23 protein-coding genes are annotated in these 23,636 nt (G+C 48.3%); 11 read left to right on the top strand and 12 right to left on the bottom strand.

Annotated features, from left to right (window positions below):
• Positions 1-11: 11 nt before the first annotated feature.
• Entirely contained in the window at positions 12-491 is a 480-nt protein-coding gene (gene coaD, locus SK38_RS21405) for a pantetheine-phosphate adenylyltransferase (protein ID WP_003024099.1), read from the bottom strand.
• Between the two features lie 8 nt (positions 492-499).
• Positions 500-1,777, bottom strand: coding sequence for a lipid IV(A) 3-deoxy-D-manno-octulosonic acid transferase (gene waaA / locus SK38_RS21400; protein WP_048237015.1), 1,278 nt, complete (start codon positions 1,775-1,777; stop codon positions 500-502).
• Between the two features lie 424 nt (positions 1,778-2,201).
• Between waaA and SK38_RS21390 the strand changes: the two genes are divergently transcribed.
• From SK38_RS21390 to SK38_RS21375, 4 genes are read left to right on the top strand one after another with little or no spacing between them, the layout of a single operon-like run.
• Positions 2,202-3,326: a glycosyltransferase family 4 protein gene (locus SK38_RS21390; RefSeq protein ID WP_048237013.1), complete on the top strand. Its 1,125-nt coding sequence runs from the start codon at positions 2,202-2,204 to the stop codon at positions 3,324-3,326.
• Positions 3,319-4,116 (top strand): lipopolysaccharide core heptose(I) kinase RfaP, encoded by a 798-nt coding sequence (gene rfaP, locus SK38_RS21385; protein ID WP_048237012.1) that lies wholly within the window; start codon positions 3,319-3,321, stop codon positions 4,114-4,116. The genes SK38_RS21390 and rfaP overlap by 8 nt, the downstream gene beginning before the upstream one ends.
• A 30-nt stretch (positions 4,117-4,146) precedes the next feature.
• The gene (locus SK38_RS21380; protein ID WP_048215299.1) at positions 4,147-5,166 is read left to right on the top strand and encodes a glycosyltransferase family 8 protein; all 1,020 of its coding nucleotides are present in this window, start codon (positions 4,147-4,149) and stop codon (positions 5,164-5,166) included.
• 47 nt (positions 5,167-5,213) lie between these two features.
• A complete protein-coding gene (locus tag SK38_RS21375; protein ID WP_048237011.1) occupies positions 5,214-6,206 on the top strand; it encodes a glycosyltransferase family 8 protein in 993 nt (330 codons plus the stop codon).
• Positions 6,207-6,232: 26 nt separating this feature from the next.
• On the opposite strand, the gene SK38_RS21370 is transcribed toward SK38_RS21375, so the two are convergent.
• From SK38_RS21370 to rfaD, 7 genes are all read right to left on the bottom strand, one after another.
• Positions 6,233-7,177 carry a glycosyltransferase family 8 protein gene (locus SK38_RS21370; protein WP_048237010.1) on the bottom strand — a complete coding sequence of 315 codons (945 nt, stop codon included), beginning with the start codon at positions 7,175-7,177 and terminating at the stop codon, positions 6,233-6,235.
• Positions 7,178-8,233: a lipopolysaccharide core heptosyltransferase RfaQ gene (gene rfaQ / locus SK38_RS21365; RefSeq protein ID WP_048215302.1), complete on the bottom strand. Its 1,056-nt coding sequence runs from the start codon at positions 8,231-8,233 to the stop codon at positions 7,178-7,180.
• A gap of 1 nt (position 8,234) precedes the next feature.
• Complete coding sequence (locus SK38_RS21360) at positions 8,235-9,248, bottom strand: glycosyltransferase family 2 protein (protein WP_048215303.1); 1,014 nt, start codon at positions 9,246-9,248, stop codon at positions 8,235-8,237.
• Complete coding sequence (locus tag SK38_RS21355) at positions 9,241-10,524, bottom strand: O-antigen ligase family protein (protein WP_231587332.1); 1,284 nt, start codon at positions 10,522-10,524, stop codon at positions 9,241-9,243. The genes SK38_RS21360 and SK38_RS21355 overlap by 8 nt, the downstream gene beginning before the upstream one ends.
• A gap of 16 nt (positions 10,525-10,540) precedes the next feature.
• On the bottom strand, positions 10,541-11,509 hold the full coding sequence (gene rfaC / locus SK38_RS21350) for a lipopolysaccharide heptosyltransferase RfaC (RefSeq protein ID WP_048237009.1): 969 nt from the start codon (positions 11,507-11,509) through the stop codon (positions 10,541-10,543).
• A 3-nt stretch (positions 11,510-11,512) separates the two neighbouring features.
• A complete protein-coding gene (rfaF, locus tag SK38_RS21345; RefSeq protein WP_048237008.1) occupies positions 11,513-12,559 on the bottom strand; it encodes an ADP-heptose--LPS heptosyltransferase RfaF in 1,047 nt (348 codons plus the stop codon).
• Between the two features lie 79 nt (positions 12,560-12,638).
• Positions 12,639-13,619 (bottom strand): ADP-glyceromanno-heptose 6-epimerase, encoded by a 981-nt coding sequence (rfaD, locus tag SK38_RS21340; RefSeq protein ID WP_048227317.1) that lies wholly within the window; start codon positions 13,617-13,619, stop codon positions 12,639-12,641.
• Between the two features lie 214 nt (positions 13,620-13,833).
• Here rfaD and kbl point away from each other — a divergent pair, with 214 nt between their 5' ends.
• The 3 genes from kbl to SK38_RS21325 all read left to right on the top strand — a co-directional run bounded on the left by kbl (position 13,834) and on the right by SK38_RS21325 (position 17,285).
• Positions 13,834-15,030: a glycine C-acetyltransferase gene (gene kbl, locus SK38_RS21335; RefSeq protein ID WP_003827313.1), complete on the top strand. Its 1,197-nt coding sequence runs from the start codon at positions 13,834-13,836 to the stop codon at positions 15,028-15,030.
• Positions 15,031-15,039: 9 nt separating this feature from the next.
• On the top strand, positions 15,040-16,065 hold the full coding sequence (gene tdh, locus SK38_RS21330) for an L-threonine 3-dehydrogenase (RefSeq protein ID WP_003024132.1): 1,026 nt from the start codon (positions 15,040-15,042) through the stop codon (positions 16,063-16,065).
• A 182-nt stretch (positions 16,066-16,247) separates the two neighbouring features.
• Positions 16,248-17,285, top strand: a complete 1,038-nt coding sequence (locus SK38_RS21325; RefSeq protein ID WP_048215306.1) for a glycosyltransferase — start codon at positions 16,248-16,250, stop codon at positions 17,283-17,285.
• On the opposite strand, the gene SK38_RS21320 is transcribed toward SK38_RS21325, so the two are convergent.
• The 3 genes from SK38_RS21320 to gpmM are packed head-to-tail and all read right to left on the bottom strand — an operon-like array spanning position 17,286 to position 21,062.
• Positions 17,286-18,221, bottom strand: coding sequence for a divergent polysaccharide deacetylase family protein (locus tag SK38_RS21320; protein ID WP_048237007.1), 936 nt, complete (start codon positions 18,219-18,221; stop codon positions 17,286-17,288).
• 3 nt (positions 18,222-18,224) lie between these two features.
• A complete protein-coding gene (envC, locus tag SK38_RS21315) occupies positions 18,225-19,484 on the bottom strand; it encodes a murein hydrolase activator EnvC (RefSeq protein WP_231587333.1) in 1,260 nt (419 codons plus the stop codon).
• Between the two features lie 33 nt (positions 19,485-19,517).
• Positions 19,518-21,062 carry a 2,3-bisphosphoglycerate-independent phosphoglycerate mutase gene (gene gpmM / locus SK38_RS21310; protein ID WP_003827325.1) on the bottom strand — a complete coding sequence of 515 codons (1,545 nt, stop codon included), beginning with the start codon at positions 21,060-21,062 and terminating at the stop codon, positions 19,518-19,520.
• A 248-nt stretch (positions 21,063-21,310) separates the two neighbouring features.
• Between gpmM and SK38_RS21305 the strand changes: the two genes are divergently transcribed.
• From SK38_RS21305 to gpsA, 4 genes are read left to right on the top strand one after another with little or no spacing between them, the layout of a single operon-like run.
• Complete coding sequence (locus SK38_RS21305) at positions 21,311-21,742, top strand: rhodanese-like domain-containing protein (protein WP_003024148.1); 432 nt, start codon at positions 21,311-21,313, stop codon at positions 21,740-21,742.
• 52 nt (positions 21,743-21,794) lie between these two features.
• Complete coding sequence (gene grxC, locus SK38_RS21300) at positions 21,795-22,046, top strand: glutaredoxin 3 (protein ID WP_003024152.1); 252 nt, start codon at positions 21,795-21,797, stop codon at positions 22,044-22,046.
• 46 nt (positions 22,047-22,092) lie between these two features.
• Positions 22,093-22,560, top strand: coding sequence for a protein-export chaperone SecB (secB, locus tag SK38_RS21295; protein WP_003024155.1), 468 nt, complete (start codon positions 22,093-22,095; stop codon positions 22,558-22,560).
• Positions 22,560-23,579 carry an NAD(P)H-dependent glycerol-3-phosphate dehydrogenase gene (gpsA, locus tag SK38_RS21290; protein ID WP_008786462.1) on the top strand — a complete coding sequence of 340 codons (1,020 nt, stop codon included), beginning with the start codon at positions 22,560-22,562 and terminating at the stop codon, positions 23,577-23,579. The genes secB and gpsA overlap by 1 nt, the downstream gene beginning before the upstream one ends.
• The last annotated feature ends 57 nt before the right edge of the window (positions 23,580-23,636 follow it).

The following is a 23,636-nucleotide window of genomic DNA, read 5'->3' as shown; positions in this document are numbered from 1 at the left end:
GGCCTGGTGCATTACTTCAGTTTACTCATTAATGCCTGATGGACGTTTTCCGGCAAAAAGTGCGTCACGTCACCCTGGTGGCGGGCAACTTCTTTCACCAGTGACGATGAGATAAATGACCACTCTTTAGATGGCATCAGAAAAACGCTTTCCAGCTGTGGCATGAGGTGGCGGTTCATATGGGCCAGCTGCATTTCATACTCAAAATCGGCTACCGCGCGCAGGCCACGGATCAGAATGTTCGCCTGATTATCACGGGCAAAGTTTGCCATCAGATCGCTGAATCCCAGCACTTCCACATTGCCAAGATGCGCCGTTGCCTGTTGTGCCAGCTCAACACGCTCTTCCAGAGTAAACATCGGCTTTTTACTGGGACTTGCGGCTATTGCCAGAATCACGTGATCAAACATGCTTGTCGCACGCGTCACGATATCGAGGTGGCCGTTAGTAATAGGATCAAAGGTTCCTGGATAAATCGCCCGTTTTTGCATGACTTGCCTCAATGCGTTTTGGGTGGCAGGTAAGGTTCCAGCAGTTGCAGAAGACGCTGTAGCGCGCCCTGATTTTGATACAGAACTTCAACTGCGTGACGGCCATAAAAATTACGATAATCTGCATCGGTCAGTAAGGAAGAGACCTCTTTCACCAGCGTAGTTGCGTCGGTGACGGTGATCAATCCGCTTGCCTGTTCGAGACGGGCGCAAATATCTTTAAAATTAAACGTATGTGGTCCCATCAACACCGGAATAGCATGCGCTGCCGCTTCCAGCGGGTTGTGTCCACCACGTTCAACCAGTGAACCGCCGACAAAAGCAAGGTCGGCAATGCCATACAGCAACATCAGCTCACCCATGGTATCGCCGATCACAACCTGAGTACCTGATGATGGAACTTCACCCGAAGAACGAGTGGTATAGCTTAGTCCAGCCTGGCGTACGAGGTTAATGGCATCCGGGAACCGTTCAGGATGTCTGGGAACCAGAATCAATAAAAGATTCGGGAACTGATTTAATAACGCCTGATGAGCGGCAATGATGATGCTTTCTTCACCGTCGTGGGTGCTGGTTGCAATCCATACCGGGCGGTGAGGCGCCCATTGACGACGTAATGTCACCGCTTTTGCGGCCAGTTGCGGTGTGACGGATATATCAAACTTCAGGCTGCCAGTAACGGTGACTTGATTGCTTCTGGCGCCAAGCGTAATAAAACGCGCGCCATCTTCTTCGTTTTGTGCGGCAATCAACGTAATTCGACGCAGTAGTCTGCCAACAAATTTACCTAATTTCGCATAACCAGCGGCTGAACGAGCAGAAAGACGTGCGTTGGCAATGACCAGAGGAATGTGGCGCTTATGGAGTGCCGCGATCAGATTTGGCCACAGCTCGGTTTCCATAATTAACACCAGTTTGGGGTCAACTTTATTCAGAAAACGGTTCAAAGCATCCGGTAAATCGTATGGTAAATAAATGTGCTGAACGTCAGTGCCAAAAGCAGATTGTACGCGCTCGGAACCGGTTGGCGTCATGGTGGTTACCGTGATCGGCAAGTCGGGATAACGATGTCGCAGAGCGCGAACTAATGGGATTGCAGCCAGCGTTTCGCCCACAGAAACCGAATGAAGCATGATGCCGCCAGGTTTTAGCGGGCGGCGATAAAAGCCGTAGCGTTCGCCCCAGCGTTTACGGTAGGCCGGAGCCTTACGTCCGCGCACCCAAAGCCGTATCCAGATCAAAGGCTGAATAAGGTAGAAAAGGGCGGTGTAAAGCAATTCGAGCATAATGGTAGCTGACTTATGAATGTGCTGGGGATTCTATGTATTTAACTATGGCTTTACCATCATTTTTATCCAGGTTCTATCAAAACGATGGAATTGATGGGGGACCGATTTCGCTGATGGCTATTTCAAAAATGCACATGGCCGCATTTATATGCCTTAACCTCTTGTGCGGTGTACGTTTTCTGATGAACTGGTGTCTTTTTTATCTGTATGTTTTTCATGGCTTATTTTGTATTTTGTTCAAAAAATATTCATTTCGGAATGCGTGATAATAAATGATATACTACTGCGCAATTTCAGGTAGCTAGCGGGCAGAAACGTTTCGAAAGCACAGAAAGTCATCTTTGGATGCTTTAGGCAAGGATTACACGATTCTGATGCTTCAAACCTGACATGCCTGGCGACGCGATGCGGATATTAATGCATGAATATTGCTTTTTGTTTGTACAAGTATTTTCCCTATGGTGGGTTACAACGTGATTTCTTGCGGGTAGCGCTGACGGTTGCTTCTCGTGGTCATCATGTTCAGGTATTTACCCAGTCATGGCAGGGCGAGCGTCCGAAAGGGCTGGAGATTATACTCGTCCCCGTCACATCCAGAACGAATCATGGGAAAAACGAGCAATATTATCAGTGGGTTCAGAATTATTTAACTCAACATCCCGTCGATCGTGTCGTTGGTTTTAATAAAATGCCTGGGTTGGATGTGTATTACGCTGCGGACGTTTGCTATGCGGAAAAGGTCGCCCGCGAGAAAGGCTTTTTCTACAAATTGACGCGCAGGTACCGACACTATTCTGCATTTGAACAAGCTGTATTTCAGCAGGGTGCCGGCACTACGCTTTTGATGTTAACCGATAAGCAAATTGGTGACTTCAAACACCATTACCAAACTGAGAGCCAGCGTTTTTGTATCCTGCCACCAGGAATCTATCCTGACCGAAAGTACAGCCAACAACCTGAAAACAGCCGGCAGGTTGTCAGAGAAAAAAACGGTATTGGTCTCGATCAGTACTTACTCTTACAGGTAGGTTCCGATTTCAAACGCAAAGGCGTGCCAAGAACATTACAGGCGTTGGCTTCTTTGCCTGATGTCATCCGCCACCGCACGCGATTGATGGTTGTTGGTCAGGATAAGGCCGATCGCTATCGCGCTCAGGCTCGTCAATTGGGGGTTGAAGAACAAGTGCAGTTCTTCTCGGGGCGAGACGATGTCGCAGAATTGATGTCTGCTGCTGATTTATTACTTCACCCCGCTGTACAGGAAGCTGCCGGTATTGTCTTGCTAGAAGCTGTAGTTGCCGGGCTACCGGTATTAACTACCGAAGTTTGCGGCTATGCGGGTTATATCAACGCCGCACAATGTGGGGTGGTGATTCCTGAACCTTTTGAGCAGGAAAATCTGAATACAGCACTTTTCGATGCGCTGCAAAATAATGAGCAGAGAAGTCGTTGGGCCGGGAACGCGCGGCATTTTGCTGATACAGAAGATCTCTACAGCCTGGCAGATAAAGCTGCAGATATCATTTTAGGTCCTAAGAATGATTGAATTAAAAGAACCATTTGCCACGCAGTGGCAAGGAAAAGACCCGTTTACTGAAGTCACTAAGCTGGATGGTGAGGTTTTTCGCGCTCTGGAAACACGGCGTACCCTACGTTTTGAGATGATGGGAAAGGGTTATTTTCTTAAATATCATCATGGGACCACGCTTAAAGAAGTGGTGAAGAACCTTATATCTCTGCGTATGCCTGTACTGGGTGCCGACCGTGAGTGGCTGGCGATTCACCGCTTAAAAGAACTGAATGTTGATACTATGACAGGGGTTGCATTTGGTCAAAAAGGTCTGAATCCGTTAGAGCGAACCTCGTTTATCATCACTGAGGACCTTTCTCCCACCATCAGCCTTGAAGATTTTTGTGCCGGGTGGGGAGTTGAGCGTCCTGATTTTGTATTAAAACGGACCATTATTACCCGTGTGGCAGAAATGGTGGGTAAAATGCATCGGGGTGGAGTAAATCATCGGGATTGCTATATTTGCCATTTTTTACTCCAACAACCGATGCCAGAAAATATTGCGGATATCAAACTTTCCGTAATCGATCTGCATCGTGCACAAATTCGTCAACATGTACCGCGCCGCTGGCGAGACAAGGACTTGATCGGACTCTATTTCTCTTCACTTGAGATCGGTCTGACGTCCAGAGATATCTACCGTTTTTTACGTGTCTATTTTTCGATGCCACTACGTGAAATCTTTCGTCAGGAAGTCAGGTTGTTTGAACAGGCTGTCACAAAAGCGCAAAAAATAAGACGAAGAACAATAAGAAAAGCGCTATAAATCACACATAAAGTTTGAGGCCATTTTATTATGAACATTGATTTCCAGAAGCTAGTTATTCAAAAACACGTCATAGACAGCTCTACGCATGAGAAGAGTAAAAAACTAAGTGTTGCGTATGGTGTCGACCGTAATTTTTTATTTGGCTCTGGCATTTCAATGACCTCAGTGTTAGTGAATAACCCTGATATTGATATTCACTTTTATATAGCAACAGACTATATAGATGACGATTATCTGGAGAGTGTAAAACGCCTGACCCAAATGTATAGTACGACGGTGACGGTTCTTGTGTTCGATAACGCGGCGTTTCGTGACTTACCGAGTACAAAAGCATGGACTTATGCAATGTACTATCGTTATTTCGCATTTGAATATTTAAGCACAGACTTAAGCTCCGTACTGTATCTTGATGCAGATGTTATTTGCAAAGGATCTCTCCGCGAGCTTACCGAGATTAATTTCTGTGGAGAATATGCCGCTGTTATTAATGATATTGATGAAGTGCGTATTAAATCCGGTAACAGACTCGGTATTCCTGAACTGAGTAACGGTTACTTTAACTCTGGCGTGGTATTTGCTAATCTCGAAGTGTGGCGTGAACAGAACCTGTTGACCAAAGCATTTTCTATTTTAGAAAAACGTCAAAAGGAACTTCTATATTTTGACCAGGATGTGTTAAATATATTATTTGTAGGGAATGTGATTTTCCTGAGAAGAGATTTTAACTGTATTTATGGTGTGGATCAGGAACTAAAAAACAAAAACGATAAGATTTATCAGGATTATATTACAGATGATACTGTTTTAATCCATTATGTCGGTGTTACTAAGCCATGGCATACATGGGCTAAATATCCGGTGGCTAAATTCTTCATCGAAGCATATAAAAAATCCGCATGGGCGGAACAATCCTTGTTAAATGCAAATACGGCAAAGTTGTATAAACGTAAGTCACGGCATGAAAGAGTGCAGCGTAAATATATTCGCTCGGTACTTAGTCATGTAATGTATATAAAAAATAAGTTACACAATTCAAAAGCATATTGAATATAGAAACAATAACTTATTGATAATAGATTAAATAGGTGTAGCGAATGAACTTTGATTGTCATCAGTCTATAAAAAAGATACTTGAGTTTAATCAAGCGCCGACAGAACAAAAAATACAACTTAACATCGCCTGGGGTGTTGACAGGAATTTTATGTTTGGTGCTGCAATTTCGATGACATCGGTACTATTGAATAATAAAGATTTAAATATCCATTTTCATCTTTTTACTGACTACATTGATGCTGATTACCAGCAGCGGATTTCTAAATTAGCAGAGCAATTTTCCACAAACATCTCAATTTATGTTATGGATGCTAATGGGTTAAAGGTTTTACCAAGTAGCCACGCTTGGTCACACGCAATGTACTTCAGATTTATTGCCTTTGAATATCTTGGTGAGAAAATTGATTCACTTTTATACATTGATGCGGATGTGATGTGCAAAGGTTCACTTTTTGAACTCACGCAGATTGATCTTGGAAAACATGTCGCAGCGGTAATTACTGATGTGGATGATAGCCCTGCCAGAGATATTGAGATAAATAAAGATTATTTCAATTCAGGTGTCATATTTGCAAACCTGAAAAAGTGGAAAGAGCAGAATTTTATCAATGCAGCTTTTGATATCTTATTAGACAAAAATAACAAACTTTCATTTCCGGATCAGGATGTCTTGAATATTCTTTTCTTTAAAAAAGTGATTTTTCTGGAAAGAAGATTTAATGCTATCTATGGTATTAAGCAAGAATTAAAAAGCAAGAACCTTTCGAAATATAAAGAGTATATAACGCCTGAAACGATTCTTATCCATTATATAGGTGTAACTAAACCATGGAATTCATGGGCTAGCTATCCCTCTGCACAGTACTTTGTTGAAGCCTGGAAGGCTTCGCCGTGGGCGGATGTTCCACTGCTACCAGCCAGAACGCCAAAACAGTATAAAAAGAAATCACGCCATGAAAGATTACAAGGGAAGTATTTCGCCTCGGTAATAAGCTATATTGGTTATTTGCGTGAAAAATTAAAAAGTAAGTAAAAAAACTCCCGTAAGGGAGTTTTTTTTTAACGTAATTTACTCTTAAGGTATTTCAAATACCATTTGAATGAGGCGAAATAATTCCCTTTTTTAGCTTCCTGGCGTGAATAGACTCGGTAATCAGTAGGTCTCATGCGTGGAGCATAAGAACGCATTTCGGTGTTTCGCCATGGTGTGAAATGATGGTAGAAAAGATAAAGTTGCTGTGAAAGCCCAGTATGTTCTTTATACCAGGGTTTTCTCCCACCAGTAAAATGAATAATGCGAGGCAGGATATCTTTTTGGTAAAAAAAGGTATCTTTTTGCTGGTCTGTGAACCAGTTAAATAAGAAGTTCCATCGCTTATCAATAAATTTAACGTTACCGTTCATTGCGATGTTCAGTGCATCCTGATCAAAGTAAGGTAAGGATTTACCTTGTTCAAATAACACTGTATTTGCTTTATTTTCAATGTCAAACTTGATCCAGTTTTCAATGTTAATATATAAAAAACCAGCATTGAAATAATGACCAGTACTGAGGCTCAGACGTTTGGCATTTTTTGTATCATGAATATCGAGAGAATCATGGCTGACAGCGCAAATGACATTGCTAATATCAATGCTGTTAATATCATTGAGCTTATCAAAACATAGTGTATCAGCATCTAAATAGATAAAATGTTCAACCTTATCTTTAAGTAAGCGCGGTACGGCCAGACGCATATAGGTAGAACGGTTCAGGTGTTTGATTGCAAAGTCATTGTTATACTTTTCAATCTCTTCCTTATCGATATTGATAACCTGAATTTTATCACTGGTAGAACGCAGTTTATTGATTTCTTCATCTGTAACGTCATAGACAAAGACGAAGAATGACAGATCTTGCCCCGGATTGTTCATTATGACAGACATAATGGACACTGCTACATATTCCAGATAATTGGCATCTGTACAGTAAGCAATGTTAATAACGTTTTTTTTGCTGTCCATTTATGCTTTCTCATTACCTTTTATATTGTCACTATCATGAAGTACCTTATCGATAGCGTCAATCACAGCTTGCTCCGGTATCCATGTTAGATATTTTTTAGATCTGTCGAGTTTATCTCGAGAAGGCATCGGATGATAATCGCCAGCCCAAATCAATAAAGCTTTATTTGACCATGGCTTCCACTGTTGATAATTGGTGGCACCAAACAGGCAGACCTGCGGTGTCTTTAGCGCCGCTGCCATATGCATAGGAGCAGAATCGACGCCAATGTACAGAACTGCATGATCGATCAATGCAGCCAACTGCAAAAAGGTGGTTTTACCTGCCAGCGTCAGATCAGGGGAGGATTGACACAGTTCAGCAATGCGCTGAACCTGCTGCTGCTCACTTAGCGCTGGCCCACAGGTAAGATAAACATGCAGACCACGCCGATGAAGGTGGTCTATAACATGCGCAAATTTTTCATCGTCCCAGCATTTAAACTCTTGTCTGGCAGTGGGTTGAATAACGACATATTTTTGTGAAGGCAATTCCGGGAGTAGGGTAACTAAATGTTGATAGTCGTCAGGGCGATAACAAAGAGACATCTCTTTCTTCAGTTCTGTTTCGCTAAACCCAATACCTTTTAGAATAGATAAATTTTGTTCAACAATATGCGTTCCAATGGATGGCGTTACTCGCGTAAAAAGTCGGTTCCACTGATCTTTTTCGCGCTCAAAAGCAATTGAAGGGCAACGCAAAGAGGCTATAAGAGCGCCGATCGGCCATTGTTCGGTGAGGTTAACGATCAGGTCGTAGTGATTTTTCTTCAGTTTTTGACGCACTGAAAGGTAATTTTTCACTGTTGACAGCAGGCCTTGCTTTTTCTCAATCAGATAAAAATTATTGATATCTTTATGGGCGGCTAAGATTGCTTTGGTATCTTTATAGAGCAGCAAATCGATCTTAGCTTGCGGATAACGAGCCCGAATGCTGGCAATAACAGGTGTAGTTAGCAGAACATCCCCATAAAACTTGAGCTTGCAAATAAGAATCCGGTCAACTTTTTCAAACATGTTAAAATCCCTTTCGCAAGAATAAGCTTTTGCAAGCAGATATTATCTTATATCTTGTTTCAGAAATAGAACGATCGATATGGGGGTATTTCATCTTCAGAATTATTTTCTTCTTAACGATTTTCGTATCGCAGCATGCAAGTGCATTCTGAATGTCATTTAGCATACTCTCGCTATAGCGATAATAGCCTTTTTTCTTGCGTAAAAGTTTACGTCCTTCGAGAAAGCAATTGATAATCATAAATGTCGCAACAGTACGCTTGGAACTATTTTCATTAATATATTTATACATTTTTCGCATAGCAAAGAAAATGCTGTCAGCGTCACTATCAATAATGTTCTCGGTAATACTTTTATCGTTTACTCGGTAGTAATATAACTTATTCTCGATTTTTAGAATCTTATGACATTTAAAATACTGGAATGGACAAAAAATCATGTCTTCGTAGCGATGATGTTCCTCGAACTTATCGCTACCAATGATATTACGGTGAAAGATTTTTGTCATCAGATGCCATTGCCCTGCCTTGAATATTGGTAATAGAGGGGCGTAATTGTCATCTGATAAGATTATTTCGCGCTGGGTAATGTTGTTTTCCATTTTCGGCGCGTTCTTATACAAATTATTTATATCTCGAGTTAAGTTAAATTCGATGATGTCATATTTTTCGTCTCTTAACTTAGGCAGGAGAATTGTAAAATAATTCTGGCAGACAATATCATCACTGTCTACAAAGCCAATATATTTCCCTGTCGCATGAGCAAGCCCAACGTTGCGGGTGATTGCAACACCCTGATTTTTTTGACTTATATATTTAACATTATGACAATCTTTTTCGCGGTAAAACGCATTTATACGCTCTTCGGTTAAATCCGTAGAGCCATCATTAACAATTATTACCTCAACATCATCAGTGATGCTCTGATGTATAGACGCCAACGTCGCTGTGATGAGTTCAGCGTTGTTGTATGTAGGTATAATAATGCTCAGTAAATAACCGGAAGCGTTAACCATGGCATCGTTCTCTTGTTGGATTCGAGCTCAGTACTGCTGCTACACATAACGCCAGCACGCTGCTCAGGGCTTCACCTTTGGCATACAATAATAAATCACTCAAGCCATAGACAGCGATAGCGCCTGAGACGACGAACAACAGAGGACTACGTTGCCAGTAAGCTATTAAAAACATGGCAGTATAAAGCAAGAGTAGCACAACAACACCAGGGATGCCTTTCAGCGAGAAGGTATCAACAACTTCGTTATGTAGGTGGACGTTAACGAATATAAGAGCGACTTGCCATGAGGGGTGCTGTACAGTAAGTCGCTGGATCTCATCACTACGTTGTTCAAGTGATTGGCCCCAGATATGTGCTTTCCCCGTTTCAATGCCGACTTGTTGCATTGCGAGTCGTGCGCCTATTGAGGTATTACTATTGTTTTGGCTGTAAGAGTGCACATCTAGCATAAAATTCTGATAGCGATTTTCAAGTACTGGCTTTAAAGGAATGGCCGCCAGACCGACTAGTATCACGAAGCCCAATAACGCTTTGAATAACATGATACGGTTGTGACGATAGTACATCAGGAATAGGCCGACACTCAGGATCGGGTATACCAAAATAGCGGCTCGAGTTTGCGTTGTGATGATGACTGCCAGCGATATCAAAAAATGTAACAGATAGAGTGCAACGGTGTGTTTTAGACGCAGATTAATAATGGCCTGAGAGGCTAATAATGCAATTAGCGTCAGAGCGTAGGCTGTGCCGGTTTGGTGTTCAAAGCCCAGCGCAACACGGTAGGTCATAATATCTGGTGCCCCGGCGACCTCGTAGCCTGCGAAAAGATACAGACCTATTGCTGTAAGAATTGTCCAGATACTGGTGATGCGAGTTGTGTTGGCACATGGCTCTCGCGATGCCAAAGCGGTCATAACCAGTGCGGCAAAAATCATCACTTTGCCACCGTTCTGGTATGACCTATAGGCTCCGGTAAAAGCAGATCCTGGCTGTTTGAATATTTCTACCCAAATAATCTGGAGTAAACCGAAGAGCAACAACATAACAGGTAAAAACAGGTTTTTTTTGTTGCTGCACACATGTTTTATATTTTTTCCTATAAGCGGTAGAGATAGCGCCGTGGAGAAAATAAACACCTTCAGCGCTTCATCTGGATTGACCAACACCATCGCAAGCGTTGCCAGGATCCCAGCGTAAAATAAGAAGTATATAAAATCGAATGGGTTATTTCTTATACTACAAATAAAGCGAGAAAACATGTGTTGGCGAAGCATGGTTCATCTCTTAAAGTTAAAGCAAATTATTATCAACTAGCGATATGTTGACTAAGTTAGCATCCAGATCCTGCAATTTTCCGGAATGGCTTTGCTGTGTGTATTGATTCTTCCCATATCCCCCAATCAGTCCGGGATCCGTTGGGCCATACAACGTAATATTAGGGCGATCCAACGCGGCGGTTAAATGGCTCAATCCTGTATCAACCGACACCACAAATTTTGCCCCCGCCAGAATGCGAGCCACATCTTCCAGACTCATTCGCGGCAGGACATCAACGTAGGGAAACCCTTCTGCCAGCCTTTTGGCGCGCGCTTCTTCATGAGGAGCACCCCAGGGGAGTTTAATACGGATGCCCGTATTATTTAACAGGCCAATAAGCTCCCGCCAGTTGGCTTCTGGCCAGTGCTTATCATCACGTGTGGTGGCGTGCAGAAATACAGCATACTGGCCTGCATCAGCCTTATGTTCATTCATAAAATGCTGCGCAATCGCGTAATCACCCTGCAACTGCGGTTTAGCATACCCCAGACTTTTGGCGAACAATTCACGCGTACGTTCTACCGCGTGCTGCTGTTTGGCTATGTGATGTTTGCGATTATAAAACAGACTCGCCAGCGGTTCGCGGGCTGTGCTCCAGTCCATACCATGCTTGATGCCACGTGCCAGACGTGTCACCAACGCGGCGCTTTTAACTAAACCCTGAGCATCGATTATTGCGTCATAATGCTGTAAACGCACCGCATCGTGAAACGCTTTACGCTCGGCTTTAATCGGCGCTGAAAACCAGGCTTTACGCCAGCGACGGATCGCTACTGGAATAACCCGGTCAACAGCTGAATGCCAAGAGGGGATTTGAGCGAACCCTTCTTCCACCACCCAATCAAATTGAATACCCGGAATAGCCTGCTGCGCATCGGTTAATGCGGGCAACGTATGCAGTACATCGCCCATAGACGACGTTTTAACGATCAGAACCCGCATCCGTCAGGCTTCCTCTTGTAACAACAGGTCGTTGAGTTCTTCCAGTACGCGCTGGGGTGTGATGTCAATCAGGCTCTGGTGATAGCCTTCTGCCGCATCGCCCTTACGCACTTTGTGATACCCCGTAATCAGGCGAATGACACGTGCCTTGTGGGAAAGCGGAGGCGTAAAATCCGGGCTGCTTGGACCATACAATGCGACCAGTGGACGGTTCAGTGCTGCGGCCACGTGCATTAATCCAGAATCGTTGGTGACGACCGCTTTGCAGGCGGCGAGCAGAATGACGGCCTGTTCCAGCTGTGTTTCGCCCGCCAGATTACGGCACCAGGCTTGCTGTTCAGTGCTCAGCGTTGCCAGGATTTCATTGCCAGCTTCATGGTCTTTTGCTGAGCCAAACAGCACAATCTGATGGCCTTCATCGATCAACTGCTTCGCCAACTCTGCGTAGTGGTAATGTGGCCAGCGTTTTGCTGGACCAAATTCCGCACCTGGGCAAAAACCGATGATGGGGCGTTCGGCTGAAAGGGAGAACTGGCTACAGGTTAGCGATTTTTCACCATCGCTGACCTGCAACTGTGGCCATAGCAGAGGCTGCGGCAAATCTTTGGCCGTCAGCATCACGCCTTTATCATAAGCCAGAGCCACATAGCGCTCGACCATCAGTGGCCATGCGTCTTTATCCAGTACGCGCGCATCGTTCAGCAGACCGTAGCGCATCTCGCCACGCCAACCGGTACGATGGGGAATACCCGCAAAGAATGGCACCAGAGCTGATTTAAACGAGTTAGGCAGCACATAAGCGCGGTCATAGCGCTTCTCACGCAGACTGTGGCCGAGTTTACGGCGCTCGCCGATCTCCAGCGCGCCGTGCCCCAACGGCATGGCGATAGCTTCGTTGACTTCTGGCATGCGCGACAATAACGGACGGCACCATGCAGGTGCCATCACGTCGATTATCGCCTGGGGATAGCGCGCCTTGAGCGTGCGATAGAGACTTTGCGACATCATCATGTCACCCACCCAAGACGGGCCAACCACCAAAATCTTCATTCACTTCATCCTTCAAGCTGTCTCTGCGTTGGCTGCCTGTGTTCACTCCGGTCACTTACTCTTGTAAGCTCCCGGAGGTTCACTTAGTTGCCGCCTTGATACCGCTCGAATGATTTTGTGAATTTGTAGCGTTGTCGCGGTTCAGCCAGGCCATATATTCCGTGACGCCTTCGGCGACGGTTTTAAACGGCTTGTCATAGCCCGCTGCGCGCAGGTTCGTCAGATCTGCCTGGGTAAATGCCTGGTAGCGGCCTTTCAGTTTTTCCGGGAATGGAATGTACTCAATGCTGCCTTTTTTGTGGTACGCCAGCGTAGCATCGGCAACGGCCTGGAAAGATTCCGCACGACCTGTACCGAGGTTAAAGATGCCGGAAACCCCGTTTTCCAGGAACCACAGGTTTACCGCAGCCACGTCGCCTACGTAAACGAAATCACGTTTGAAGTTTTCACTGCCTTCAAACAGTTTTGGCGTTTCGCCATTGTTAAGCTGGGTGTTGAGGTGGAAAGCAACGCTTGCCATGCTGCCTTTGTGGCCTTCACGCGGTCCGTAGACGTTGAAATAGCGGAAGCCAACAATCTGAGAATTGGCTTCTGGCAGGATCTGACGCACGTACTCGTCGAACAGGAATTTTGAGTAGCCGTAGACGTTCAGCGGTTTCTCATATTCACGGGATTCGATGAAATCAGAAGTGCGACCGCCGTAGGTGGCGGCAGAGGATGCGTACAGGAACGGGATTTCACGCTCCAGGCAGTAGTGCAGTAGCTCTTTGGAGTATTGATAGTTGTTGTCCATCATATACTTGCCGTCCCACTCGGTGGTGGAAGAGCATGCGCCTTCGTGGAAAATCGCTTCGATATCGCCGAAATCTTCCCCGGCCATAATCTGGATCAGGAAGTCTTCCTTGTCCATGTAGTCAGCAATATTCAGATCCACCAGGTTAACAAACTTGGTGCCGTCTTTCAGGTTGTCCACCACCAGGATGTCGGTGATGCCTTTATCATTCAGGGACTTAACGATGTTGCTGCCGATAAAGCCCGCGCCGCCGGTAACGATGATCATAAATGTAACCTTCGAATTATGGAGTCAGAGACAATCTCAGACACGAATACTTCTATCATATCACTACATGGCTTAGGCTTCAGCCATTCACCGATAAGCCGTGCGGGTACACGTGATTTATGCTTCATTTTGAAGAAGTGATGATGCGTCATCTCGTATCAACGTATAGCTTTGGGTAATATGTGCTGAAATTTGCCCAGTCTGGAGAATTGAAATGCGTGGGGATTTTTACAAACAGTTAACGAACGATCTCGAAACCGCACGTGCGGAAGGATTGTTTAAAGAAGAACGCATTATTACATCTGCCCAGCAGGCGGATATCACCGTGGCGGATGGAAGCCACGTTATTAACTTTTGTGCGAACAACTATCTGGGACTGGCTAACCATCCGGAACTGATTGCAGCGGCAAAAGCGGGTATGGATTCTCACGGATTTGGTATGGCTTCGGTTCGCTTTATTTGCGGTACCCAGGACAGCCATAAACAACTGGAGCAAAAACTGGCGGCATTCCTCGGTATGGAAGATGCCATCCTTTACTCTTCCTGCTTCGACGCCAACGGCGGCCTGTTTGAAACGCTGTTGGGCGCAGAAGACGCAATTATTTCCGATGCCCTGAACCACGCTTCTATCATTGATGGCGTGCGTCTGTGTAAAGCAAAACGTTTCCGTTACGCCAACAACGATATGGTGGAACTGGAAGCTCGCCTGAAAGAAGCGCGTGAAGCGGGCGCTCGTCATATCCTGATCGCCACTGATGGCGTGTTCTCTATGGATGGGGTAATCGCTAACCTGAAAGGCGTTTGCGATCTGGCGGATAAATACGACGCGCTGGTCATGGTTGATGATTCCCATGCCGTCGGTTTTGTCGGCGAAAATGGTCGTGGCTCCCATGAATACTGTGACGTGATGGGTCGCGTGGACATCATCACCGGTACGCTGGGTAAAGCACTCGGCGGCGCATCCGGTGGTTACACCGCAGCGCGCAAAGAAGTTGTTGAGTGGCTGCGTCAGCGTTCCCGCCCTTATTTGTTCTCCAACTCACTGGCACCGGCGATTGTTGCGGCTTCCATTAAAGTGCTGGAAATGGTTGAAGCTGGCAGCGACCTGCGCGATCGCCTGTGGGCGAATGCACGTCAGTTCCGCGAGCAAATGTCTGCCGCAGGCTTTACGTTAGCCGGTGCGGATCACGCGATTATCCCGGTTATGCTGGGTGATGCAGTAGTGGCGCAGGCATTCGCCCGCGAGCTGCAAAAAGAGGGGATTTACGTTACCGGATTCTTCTATCCGGTGGTTCCAAAAGGCCAGGCGCGTATCCGTACCCAGATGTCTGCGGCGCATACCCCTGAGCAGATTACGCGTGCTGTTGAGGCGTTCACACGCATTGGTAAACAACTGGGCGTTATTGCCTGAGGATGTGAAATGAAAGCGTTATCCAAACTGAAAGCGGAAGAGGGCATTTGGATGACCGACGTTCCTGAACCGGAAGTCGGTCATAACGATTTGCTGATTAAAATCCGTAAAACAGCCATCTGCGGGACTGACGTTCACATTTATAACTGGGATGAATGGTCGCAAAAAACCATCCCGGTACCGATGGTCGTTGGGCATGAATATGTCGGCGAAGTTGTTGGCATCGGCCAGGAAGTTAAAGGCTTTAAAATCGGCGATCGTGTTTCAGGCGAAGGTCATATCACCTGCGGGCATTGCCGTAACTGCCGCGGTGGACGTACTCACCTGTGCCGCAATACGACCGGTGTCGGTGTAAACCGTCCTGGCTGCTTTGCGGAGTACCTGGTGATCCCGGCATTTAACGCATTTAAAATCCCGGACAATATCTCCGACGACCTGGCGTCTATCTTCGATCCGTTCGGTAATGCAGTGCACACGGCGCTGTCGTTCGATCTGGTTGGGGAAGATGTGCTGGTTTCCGGTGCGGGTCCAATCGGTATTATGGCGGCGGCGGTCGCGAAGCACGTTGGCGCACGCCACGTGGTGATCACCGACGTTAATGAGTATCGCCTTGAGCTGGCGCGCAAAATGGGTATCACCCGCGCGGTCAACGTGTCGAAAGAGAATCTGACCGACGTGATGGCTGAACTGGGTATGACCGAAGGGTTTGATGTGGGCCTGGAGATGTCCGGGGCGCCGCCAGCGTTTCGCGCCATGCTGGACACCATGAACCACGGTGGCCGTATTGCTATGCTGGGTATTCCGCCATCTGATATGTCAATCGATTGGACCAAAGTTATCTTTAAGGGGCTGTTTATTAAAGGTATCTACGGTCGTGAGATGTTTGAAACCTGGTACAAAATGGCTGCACTGATCCAGTCTGGTCTGGATTTGTCGCCGATCATCACCCATCGATTCTCCATTGATGAATTCCAGCAGGGCTTTGACGCGATGCGTTCAGGCCAGTCAGGGAAAGTGATCCTGAGCTGGGATTAACCGTATCCACCCTGTGGATTCTGTGTGTTGTCCCCGGATGTTGATTATCATTACCGTCCGGGGCTTTTTTGCTTCCTCCTGCCCGGCGCATTTTCCGCTAAAGAATTAATATTTTTTTCTGAAAACCTACCGCTTAATATGCTAAAAAGTGCCGATAACTCTACTGTTTGGCAGGATTTGATATGACCTATACCCCTGGTCTCCTGAGCGTCATTATGCCGCTTTACAACACGGGTGAGCCGTTCATTGCGTGTATGGATTCACTGATTGCGCAAACCTGGAAGAACCTGGAGATCATTATTGTTAATGATGGCTCTACGGATAACTCTGCGGAGCTTGCTCAGTCTTATGCGGATCGTTATCCGCACGTTCATCTGCTGCACCAGCGCAATGGGGGCGTTTCTGCGGCGCGCAATACCGGTATGAAAGTTGCCAGGGGGGAGTACATCGCGTACGTAGACGGCGATGATATTGCCTATCCGGAAATGTATGAAACGCTGATGAATATGGCGCTGAAAGACAACCTGGATGTTGCGCAGTGCAACGCTGACTGGTGTATTGCTGAGACGGGCCATACCTGGGCATCCATTCCTACCGATCGTATTCGTTCTACCGGCGTGATGACCGGGCCAGACTGGTTACGCAAAGCGTTAGCCAGCCGCCGTTGGCGGCACGTTGTCTGGATGGGCGTTTATCGTCATCAGACTATCCGCGACGCGGGGCTGACCTTCCTGTCTGGCCTGCACCACCAGGATATTATCTGGACAACGGAGTTTATGTTTAATGCGAAGCGCGCGCGTTACACGGAAGTCCCGCTGTACAAATACTTCCTGCACGGCGCATCTGTTAGCCGTCTGCCGCGCACCGGGCTGAAAAACCTCGCTTACCAGCGCCACTACATCAAAATTACCCGTCTGCTGGATAAGATGAATCACGACTACGCCGGACGCATTCCAATTTACCCGGAATTCAAACAGCAGGTGATTTACGAAGCGCTACGCGTTTGTCATTGCATACGTAAAGAGCCGGACGAGAAAATCCGCCAGCGCATGATTGCTGAAGTATTTGTATCGGGTATGTTCAAGCGTATGGTGAGTAATATCTGCAGCGTTAAGCTGGGTTATCAGGTGCTGTTGTGGGCTATCCGTTTTAGCCAGTGGCGCGATAAATCATTGACGCCGCGCCGCCTGGCCCATTTAACGCTGGATAGTAAAGACTGATTATTGCCAGCCCTGCCACTGCAGGCGCATATACTGCACCAGCGTGCTTTGGGTGATTCTTTCGCCGAGCACGCTGAAGAAGCGGCTGGCGTACACCGGCTCTAACGGCTGTTTCGGTTTGCATAATTTCACCCCGCGGAAAGGATTACGCGGCGCATCAGGCGTACCGTTCTTCGGTGGTGTGAGGTTTGGTCTGGAGGTATCCACCTGTGGTTCATTGAGCAAACTGCTTGGGCGAACCAGCGTGATGTCGGCTGGCAGGCTATACAGCATCTGCTGCAGGACGCGAACCGTAGACGGGTGAGGGTGGCCAATGGCGATTGCGGAACCGTTGCGGCGCGCAAGCTCGACGGCACGATTAAACTGACGGCGAATATCGGCTTCGTTTTGCGTGTCATCCAGGAAGACTTTGCGTTTGATGACCTTCACACCTGTGCCTGACGCTGCGCGCATTGCCTGGCTGTTACCAATGGTCATGCTGTCCAGGAAGTAGAGGTCGTAGCGTTCCAGCGCCTGCATCACCTTCTGCATGCCGAACAGGCTGGAGGTCATCGCGCTGCCCATATGGTTGTTCAGACCGACCGCATTCGGTACTTTGCTTACTGCGTCGCGAATAATCCGCTCAATCTCTTCGCTGCTCATTTCAGGGCGTAACGTGTCTTTCTCTAACGGCTGCTTGCTCAGCGGCGCCATTGGCAGATGGATTAAGACTTCATGCCCGCTGTTATGCGCTTTGATTGCCATTTCACGCGCATGTGGGGCGTTAGGCAGAACGGCAACGGAGATGGTAGAAGGCATCGCCAGTACCTGGTTTTCAGTGTGTGGGCGATAGCCGAAATCATCAATGACGATGGCGAGTTTGCCAGCAAATACAGGTGTTGCGAAGGCCAGCAGACTGGCGAGAGAGAGTAGTAGACGACGAAATTGTTGTGGCAAAACTTATCTTCCCAACCACGGCTGTGGATTGACCGCCTGACCCTGGCGACGAATTTCGAAATAGAGTGCCGGCCTGCCCTGACCGCCGCTGCTACCCACAAGTGCTATAGGCTGCCCGGCGCGAACCTGCGTACCGACGCTGACCAGTGCGCTCTGGTTATAACCGTACAGGCTCATATCGCCTTTACCGTGTTCAACGACGACCACCAGGCCATAGCCCTGCAGCCAGTCCGCCAGAATGACGCGACCATCGGCAATGGCTTTAACTTCGGTGCCCTCGGATGCACCAATAACCATACCCTTCCAACGTAGCTCACCCTGCAGCTGTTCGCCATAACGATGTAGAGTTGGACCACGAACGGGCCAGAATGCCTGACCGCGTGGCGAACCTAAACCGCCGGTACGCGACATCAGTGATTTTTCACTTTCGGTCGGTTTATAGGTTGAGCCTTTTCGTGACGCATCCTTCTGCTTATCACGTACGGCCTGCGCCTCGCGCGCTTCACGTTCCGCGCGCGCTTTGGCAGCGGCTTCGGCGCGAGCAATGCTGTTGCGCAGACGGGATTCGTTGGCGCGCATTTCGCCCAGTTGCTGTTGACCCTGTTGAATCGATGATTCCAGACTCGAAAGTGTTTTCTGGCGTTCGTTACGTGCCTGTTCCAGCTTAGCCTGCTGAGCGCGCTGTTCGTACAGTAGCGTCTGCTGTTCGCTCTGCTTATCTTCCAGCTCGGCTTTTTGCGAGTCGACCTCTTCGCGGGTTTGTTTCAGTTGCGCGATGGTTTCCTGTCGCGCCTGGTTCAGATAGCCGAAATAGGCTTGCAGGCGTTGCCCACGCTGGCTTTCTTCACCGCTAAGAATGAGCTGAATGCCGGTGTGTTCGCCCTGTCGAAAAGCTGCGTCTAGCTGCGCTGCCAGGCTGCGCTCTTGCGCGGCCCGCTGTTTTTCCAGCTTCGCGAGTGCTGCGTTCATCTCTGCGATTTGCGCATTCAGCTGCGCCAGTGAGTTTTGCGTTTCGCGCAACTGCCTTGCGGCAACGGCGATGGCTTGTTCCTGCGCTTTAAGCTGAGCGAGTAGGGTGGCGCGTTGTTGTTGCTGTTGGCGTACCGCGCGTTCTTTTGCCGCGATATCGGCCTGAATAGATTTGAGCTGGTCGCGTTCGTCCGCGTGGGCGGAAAAGGCGCACAGCAATACGCCAGCGCTAAGCGCGCTGGCGTAGAACAAGGGCCTGACTGAAAACTTACGCGGTTTCACGGCCCGAGTGATGGTATTAATCGCCTTTCCCCTCATGGGGAGGGATTATTCCACGATGAACAGCGGCTTACCAGTCATCTCTTGCGGGATTTCCATACCCATCAGCGTCAGCATCGTCGGGGCGATATCAGAAAGTTTGCCGCCTTCGACTGCTTTAACGTTCTTACCACCGACATAAATCAGCGGAACGGGCAGGTTGGTGTGCGCAGTGTGCGCCTGACCGGTGGACGGATCGCGCATCTGCTCTGCGTTACCGTGGTCCGCGGTGATCAGCAACTGGCCGCCAACGGATTCAACCGCTTTCGCGACCTGTTCAACGCAGTGATCCAGCGCTTCAACCGCTTTAACCGCTGCTTCCATCACTCCGGTATGACCAACCATGTCGCCGTTCGGGTAGTTACAAATGATGGTGTCGTATTTTCCGCTCTCAATCGCCGCAACCAGTTTTTCGGTCAGCTCAGCAGAGCTCATCTCCGGCTGCAGATCGTAGGTCGCAACTTTCGGCGAGTTGATCAGGATGCGGTCTTCGCCTTTGAACGGCTCTTCTACGCCGCCGTTGAAGAAGAAGGTCACGTGCGCATATTTTTCGGTTTCGGAAATACGCAACTGCGTTTTGTCGTGCTTCGCCATCCACTCGCCAAGGGTGTTAGCCAGAGATGCTGGTGGGTAAGCAACCGCAGTTTTGATGTCGGCCGCGTATTCGGTCAGCATCACAAAGTTGAGGTTAACGACTTTCTTACGGGCGAAGCCGTCGAAGTCAGCGTTAACAAACGCACGAGTGATTTCACGCGCACGGTCAGCACGGAAGTTCATGAAAATCAGCGTATCGCCGTCTTCCATGGCGGCTTCAGCCTGGCCTTCAGCACGGATCACGGTCGCTTTCACGAATTCGTCGTTTTCGTCGCGGGCATAAGCAGCCTGCAGGCCTTCAACCGCCGTAGCGAACTGGAACTCGCCTTTAGCCAACGTCATCAGGTCATAAGCCTGTTCAACGCGATCCCAACGGTTGTCGCGGTCCATCGCGTAGTAACGACCGATGATGGACGCTACGCGGCCTTTGCCCAGTGCGGCAAATTTCTCTTCGAATTTCTGCAGTGAATGTTCAGCGCTGCGCGGCGGGGTATCACGGCCATCAAGGAAAGCGTGCAGATAGATTTTTTCCGCGCCGCGTTCAGCAGCCATTTCTACCATCGCCATGATGTGATCTTCGTGGCTGTGAACACCGCCCGCAGAGAGCAGACCCATGATGTGAACCGCTTTGCCGCTATTTTTTGCCTGGTCGACCGCATTGGTCAGCACCGGGTTAGCGAAGAAAGTACGCTCTTTAATTTCTACATCCAGACGGGTCAGGTCCTGATACACGATGCGGCCCGCGCCCAGGTTGACGTGACCGACTTCGGAGTTGCCCATCTGGCGATCGGGCAGGCCAACTTCCAGGCCAGACGCATCAATCAGGGTATGCGGACGTTTTGCCCACAGGGCATCCATTACCGGGGTTTTGGCATTAAAGATGGCGTTATCCTGGCTGTCTTCGCGATAGCCATAGCCATCCAGAATCACCAGTACCATAGGTTTTTTAGAAACCGACATTGCGACAACCTCACACTTAATAGATAAAAATAATTGCGTAATTTTACTACAGCTGAATCGATAAAGTAGCCCCGGAAGATCAAATAATCGACCAGAGCGCGCCGCAGAGGGCGTGGTTTTAGGTTTTTTTTTCCGTAGCGCCCCGCAAAAATGCAATCCAATGCACGCTCTGGCTGTATTTGCGTCAACGCGCAGGTATACTCCTTTCCTGGTTTTTTTAATCACTGAGTTGGGAGTTGTTACCCCCCATGCAAGAAATTATGCAATTTGTTAGTCGCCACCCTGTATTGAGTATCGCCTGGATTGCGTTACTGGCGGCTGTATTATTTACCACGTTTAAGAGCCTGACTTCCAAAGTGAAGGTGATTACGCGCGGAGAAGCCACACGTCTCATCAATAAAGAAGACGCCGTTGTCGTGGATTTACGTCAGCGCGACGACTTCCGCAAAGGTCATATCGCTGGCTCCACGAACCTGCTGCCGAGCGAAATCAAAGCCAACAACTTTGGCGAACTGGAAAAACACAAAAACAAACCTGTTATTGTGGTTGATGGCTCAGGCATGCAATGCCAGGATTCAGCGACTGCGCTGATCAAAGCCGGTTTTGAGCAGGTGTCTGTACTGAAAGATGGCGTAGCGGGCTGGAGTGGTGAGAATCTGCCACTGGTTCGCGGCAAGTAATTTACCCGTCTTCTTTCATGCCGCAGGGTAAAAAGAACACTGGAGATAAGTCATGGCCAATATTGAGATCTATACCAAAGCAACCTGCCCGTTTTGCCATCGCGCAAAGGCGCTCCTGAACAGCAAGGGTGTGAGTTTCCAGGAGCTTCCGATTGACGGCGATGCCGTTAAGCGTGAAGAAATGATCAAGCGCAGTGGCCGTACTACGGTTCCGCAGATTTTTATTGATGCACAGCACATTGGTGGTTGTGACGACTTGTATGCGTTGGATGCGCGTGGTGGACTGGATCCGCTGCTGCGTTAAGGCGTACCGAAGTATTTAAAGGACAACACTAAAGGGTTTTCTCAACATGTCAGAACAAAATAACACTGAAATGGCTTTCCAGATCCAACGTATTTATACCAAGGATGTGTCTTTCGAAGCGCCAAATGCACCGCATGTTTTCCAGAAAGATTGGCAGCCAGAGGTTAAACTGGATCTTGATACCGCATCTACCCAACTGGCAGATGACGTGTATGAAGTAGTGCTGCGTGTCACCGTAACGGCTTCCCTGGGTGAAGAAACTGCGTTCCTGTGCGAAGTTCAGCAGGGCGGTATTTTCTCCATCAGTGGTATCGAAGGGACTCAGATGGCGCATTGCCTGGGCGCATACTGCCCGAACATTCTGTTCCCGTATGCCCGCGAATGCATCACCAGCCTGGTTTCACGCGGTACGTTCCCGCAACTGAACCTTGCGCCGGTCAACTTTGATGCGCTGTTCATGAACTATTTACAGCAGCAGGCTGGCGAAGGTACTGAAGAACATCAGGATGCCTGATGAACCAAAGTAATGCTTCAATGACTGTGATTGGTGCCGGCTCGTACGGCACCGCTCTTGCCATCACCCTGGCAAGAAATGGCCATCAGGTTGTCCTGTGGGGCCATGATCCTAAACATATCGCGACTCTCGAGCACGATCGCTGCAACGTCGCGTTCCTTCCTGATGTGCCTTTTCCCGACACACTGCGCCTGGAAAGTGATTTAGCCACTGCACTGGCCGCCAGTCGTAATATTCTGGTGGTGGTGCCGAGCCACGTCTTTGGCGAAGTGCTGCGTAACATCAAACCATTGATGCGTCCTGACGCACGACTGGTCTGGGCGACAAAAGGTCTGGAAGCGGAAACAGGGCGTCTGCTGCAGGACGTCGCGCGTGAAGCGCTGGGGGACTCAATTCCACTGGCGGTTATTTCCGGCCCGACGTTCGCCAAAGAACTGGCTGCGGGCATGCCGACGGCGATTTCTCTGGCCTCGACGGACGACACTTTTGCTGACGATCTCCAGCAGTTGCTGCACTGCGGCAAAAGCTTCCGCGTTTATAGCAACCCGGATTTCATTGGCGTGCAGCTTGGCGGCGCGGTGAAAAACGTCATTGCCATTGGTGCGGGGATGTCTGACGGCATCGGTTTTGGCGCGAATGCACGAACCGCATTGATCACCCGTGGGCTGACCGAAATGTCTCGTCTTGGTGCGGCGCTGGGGGCCGATCCTGCCACCTTTATGGGGATGGCGGGTTTAGGCGATCTGGTGCTGACCTGTACTGACAACCAGTCGCGCAACCGTCGTTTTGGCATGATGCTCGGCCAGGGGATGGACGTGCAGGGTGCGCAGGACAAAATTGGCCAAGTGGTTGAAGGCTATCGCAATACGAAAGAAGTTCGTGAATTGGCGCACCGTTTTGGTGTTGAGATGCCAATAACCGAGGAAATTTATCAAGTATTGTATTGCGGAAAAAACGCGCGCGAGGCAGCATTGACGTTATTAGGCCGTGCACGCAAGGACGAGCTGAGTCGCCACTAGCTGTAAGGAACTGTTGAATATAACGACCCGATCCGCGAAGAACGGATCGGTCGTTTT

This window comes from Citrobacter sp. MGH110 (assembly GCF_001037515.1).
In the GTDB taxonomy this organism is placed as follows: Bacteria; Pseudomonadota; Gammaproteobacteria; order Enterobacterales; family Enterobacteriaceae; genus Citrobacter; species Citrobacter portucalensis.
The sequence above is the reverse complement of the archived record's forward strand: the minus strand, read 5'-3'. Positions and strand labels throughout refer to the sequence as shown.

Bases quoted from the DNA above. Each gene is read 5' to 3' on its own strand.
- SK38_RS21375 (WP_048237011.1), top strand. From the start codon at position 5,214: ATGAACTTTGATTGTCATCAGTCTATAAAAAAGATACTTGAGTTTAAT.
- waaA (WP_048237015.1), bottom strand. From the start codon at position 1,777: ATGCTCGAATTGCTTTACACCGCCCTTTTCTACCTTATTCAGCCTTTG.
- rfaQ (WP_048215302.1), bottom strand. From the start codon at position 8,233: ATGTTTGAAAAAGTTGACCGGATTCTTATTTGCAAGCTCAAGTTTTAT.
- SK38_RS21325 (WP_048215306.1), top strand. From the start codon at position 16,248: ATGACCTATACCCCTGGTCTCCTGAGCGTCATTATGCCGCTTTACAAC.
- rfaP (WP_048237012.1), top strand. From the start codon at position 3,319: ATGATTGAATTAAAAGAACCATTTGCCACGCAGTGGCAAGGAAAAGAC.
- rfaF (WP_048237008.1), bottom strand. From the start codon at position 12,559: ATGAAGATTTTGGTGGTTGGCCCGTCTTGGGTGGGTGACATGATGATG.
- gpmM (WP_003827325.1), bottom strand. From the start codon at position 21,062: ATGTCGGTTTCTAAAAAACCTATGGTACTGGTGATTCTGGATGGCTAT.
- SK38_RS21360 (WP_048215303.1), bottom strand. From the start codon at position 9,248: ATGGTTAACGCTTCCGGTTATTTACTGAGCATTATTATACCTACATAC.
- SK38_RS21390 (WP_048237013.1), top strand. From the start codon at position 2,202: ATGAATATTGCTTTTTGTTTGTACAAGTATTTTCCCTATGGTGGGTTA.
- rfaD (WP_048227317.1), bottom strand. From the start codon at position 13,619: ATGATCATCGTTACCGGCGGCGCGGGCTTTATCGGCAGCAACATCGTT.
- gpsA (WP_008786462.1), top strand. From the start codon at position 22,560: ATGAACCAAAGTAATGCTTCAATGACTGTGATTGGTGCCGGCTCGTAC.
- SK38_RS21305 (WP_003024148.1), top strand. From the start codon at position 21,311: ATGCAAGAAATTATGCAATTTGTTAGTCGCCACCCTGTATTGAGTATC.
- kbl (WP_003827313.1), top strand. From the start codon at position 13,834: ATGCGTGGGGATTTTTACAAACAGTTAACGAACGATCTCGAAACCGCA.
- rfaC (WP_048237009.1), bottom strand. From the start codon at position 11,509: ATGCGGGTTCTGATCGTTAAAACGTCGTCTATGGGCGATGTACTGCAT.
- SK38_RS21380 (WP_048215299.1), top strand. From the start codon at position 4,147: ATGAACATTGATTTCCAGAAGCTAGTTATTCAAAAACACGTCATAGAC.
- secB (WP_003024155.1), top strand. From the start codon at position 22,093: ATGTCAGAACAAAATAACACTGAAATGGCTTTCCAGATCCAACGTATT.
- coaD (WP_003024099.1), bottom strand. From the start codon at position 491: ATGCAAAAACGGGCGATTTATCCAGGAACCTTTGATCCTATTACTAAC.
- grxC (WP_003024152.1), top strand. From the start codon at position 21,795: ATGGCCAATATTGAGATCTATACCAAAGCAACCTGCCCGTTTTGCCAT.
- SK38_RS21355 (WP_231587332.1), bottom strand. From the start codon at position 10,524: ATGCTTCGCCAACACATGTTTTCTCGCTTTATTTGTAGTATAAGAAAT.
- SK38_RS21370 (WP_048237010.1), bottom strand. From the start codon at position 7,177: ATGGACAGCAAAAAAAACGTTATTAACATTGCTTACTGTACAGATGCC.
- tdh (WP_003024132.1), top strand. From the start codon at position 15,040: ATGAAAGCGTTATCCAAACTGAAAGCGGAAGAGGGCATTTGGATGACC.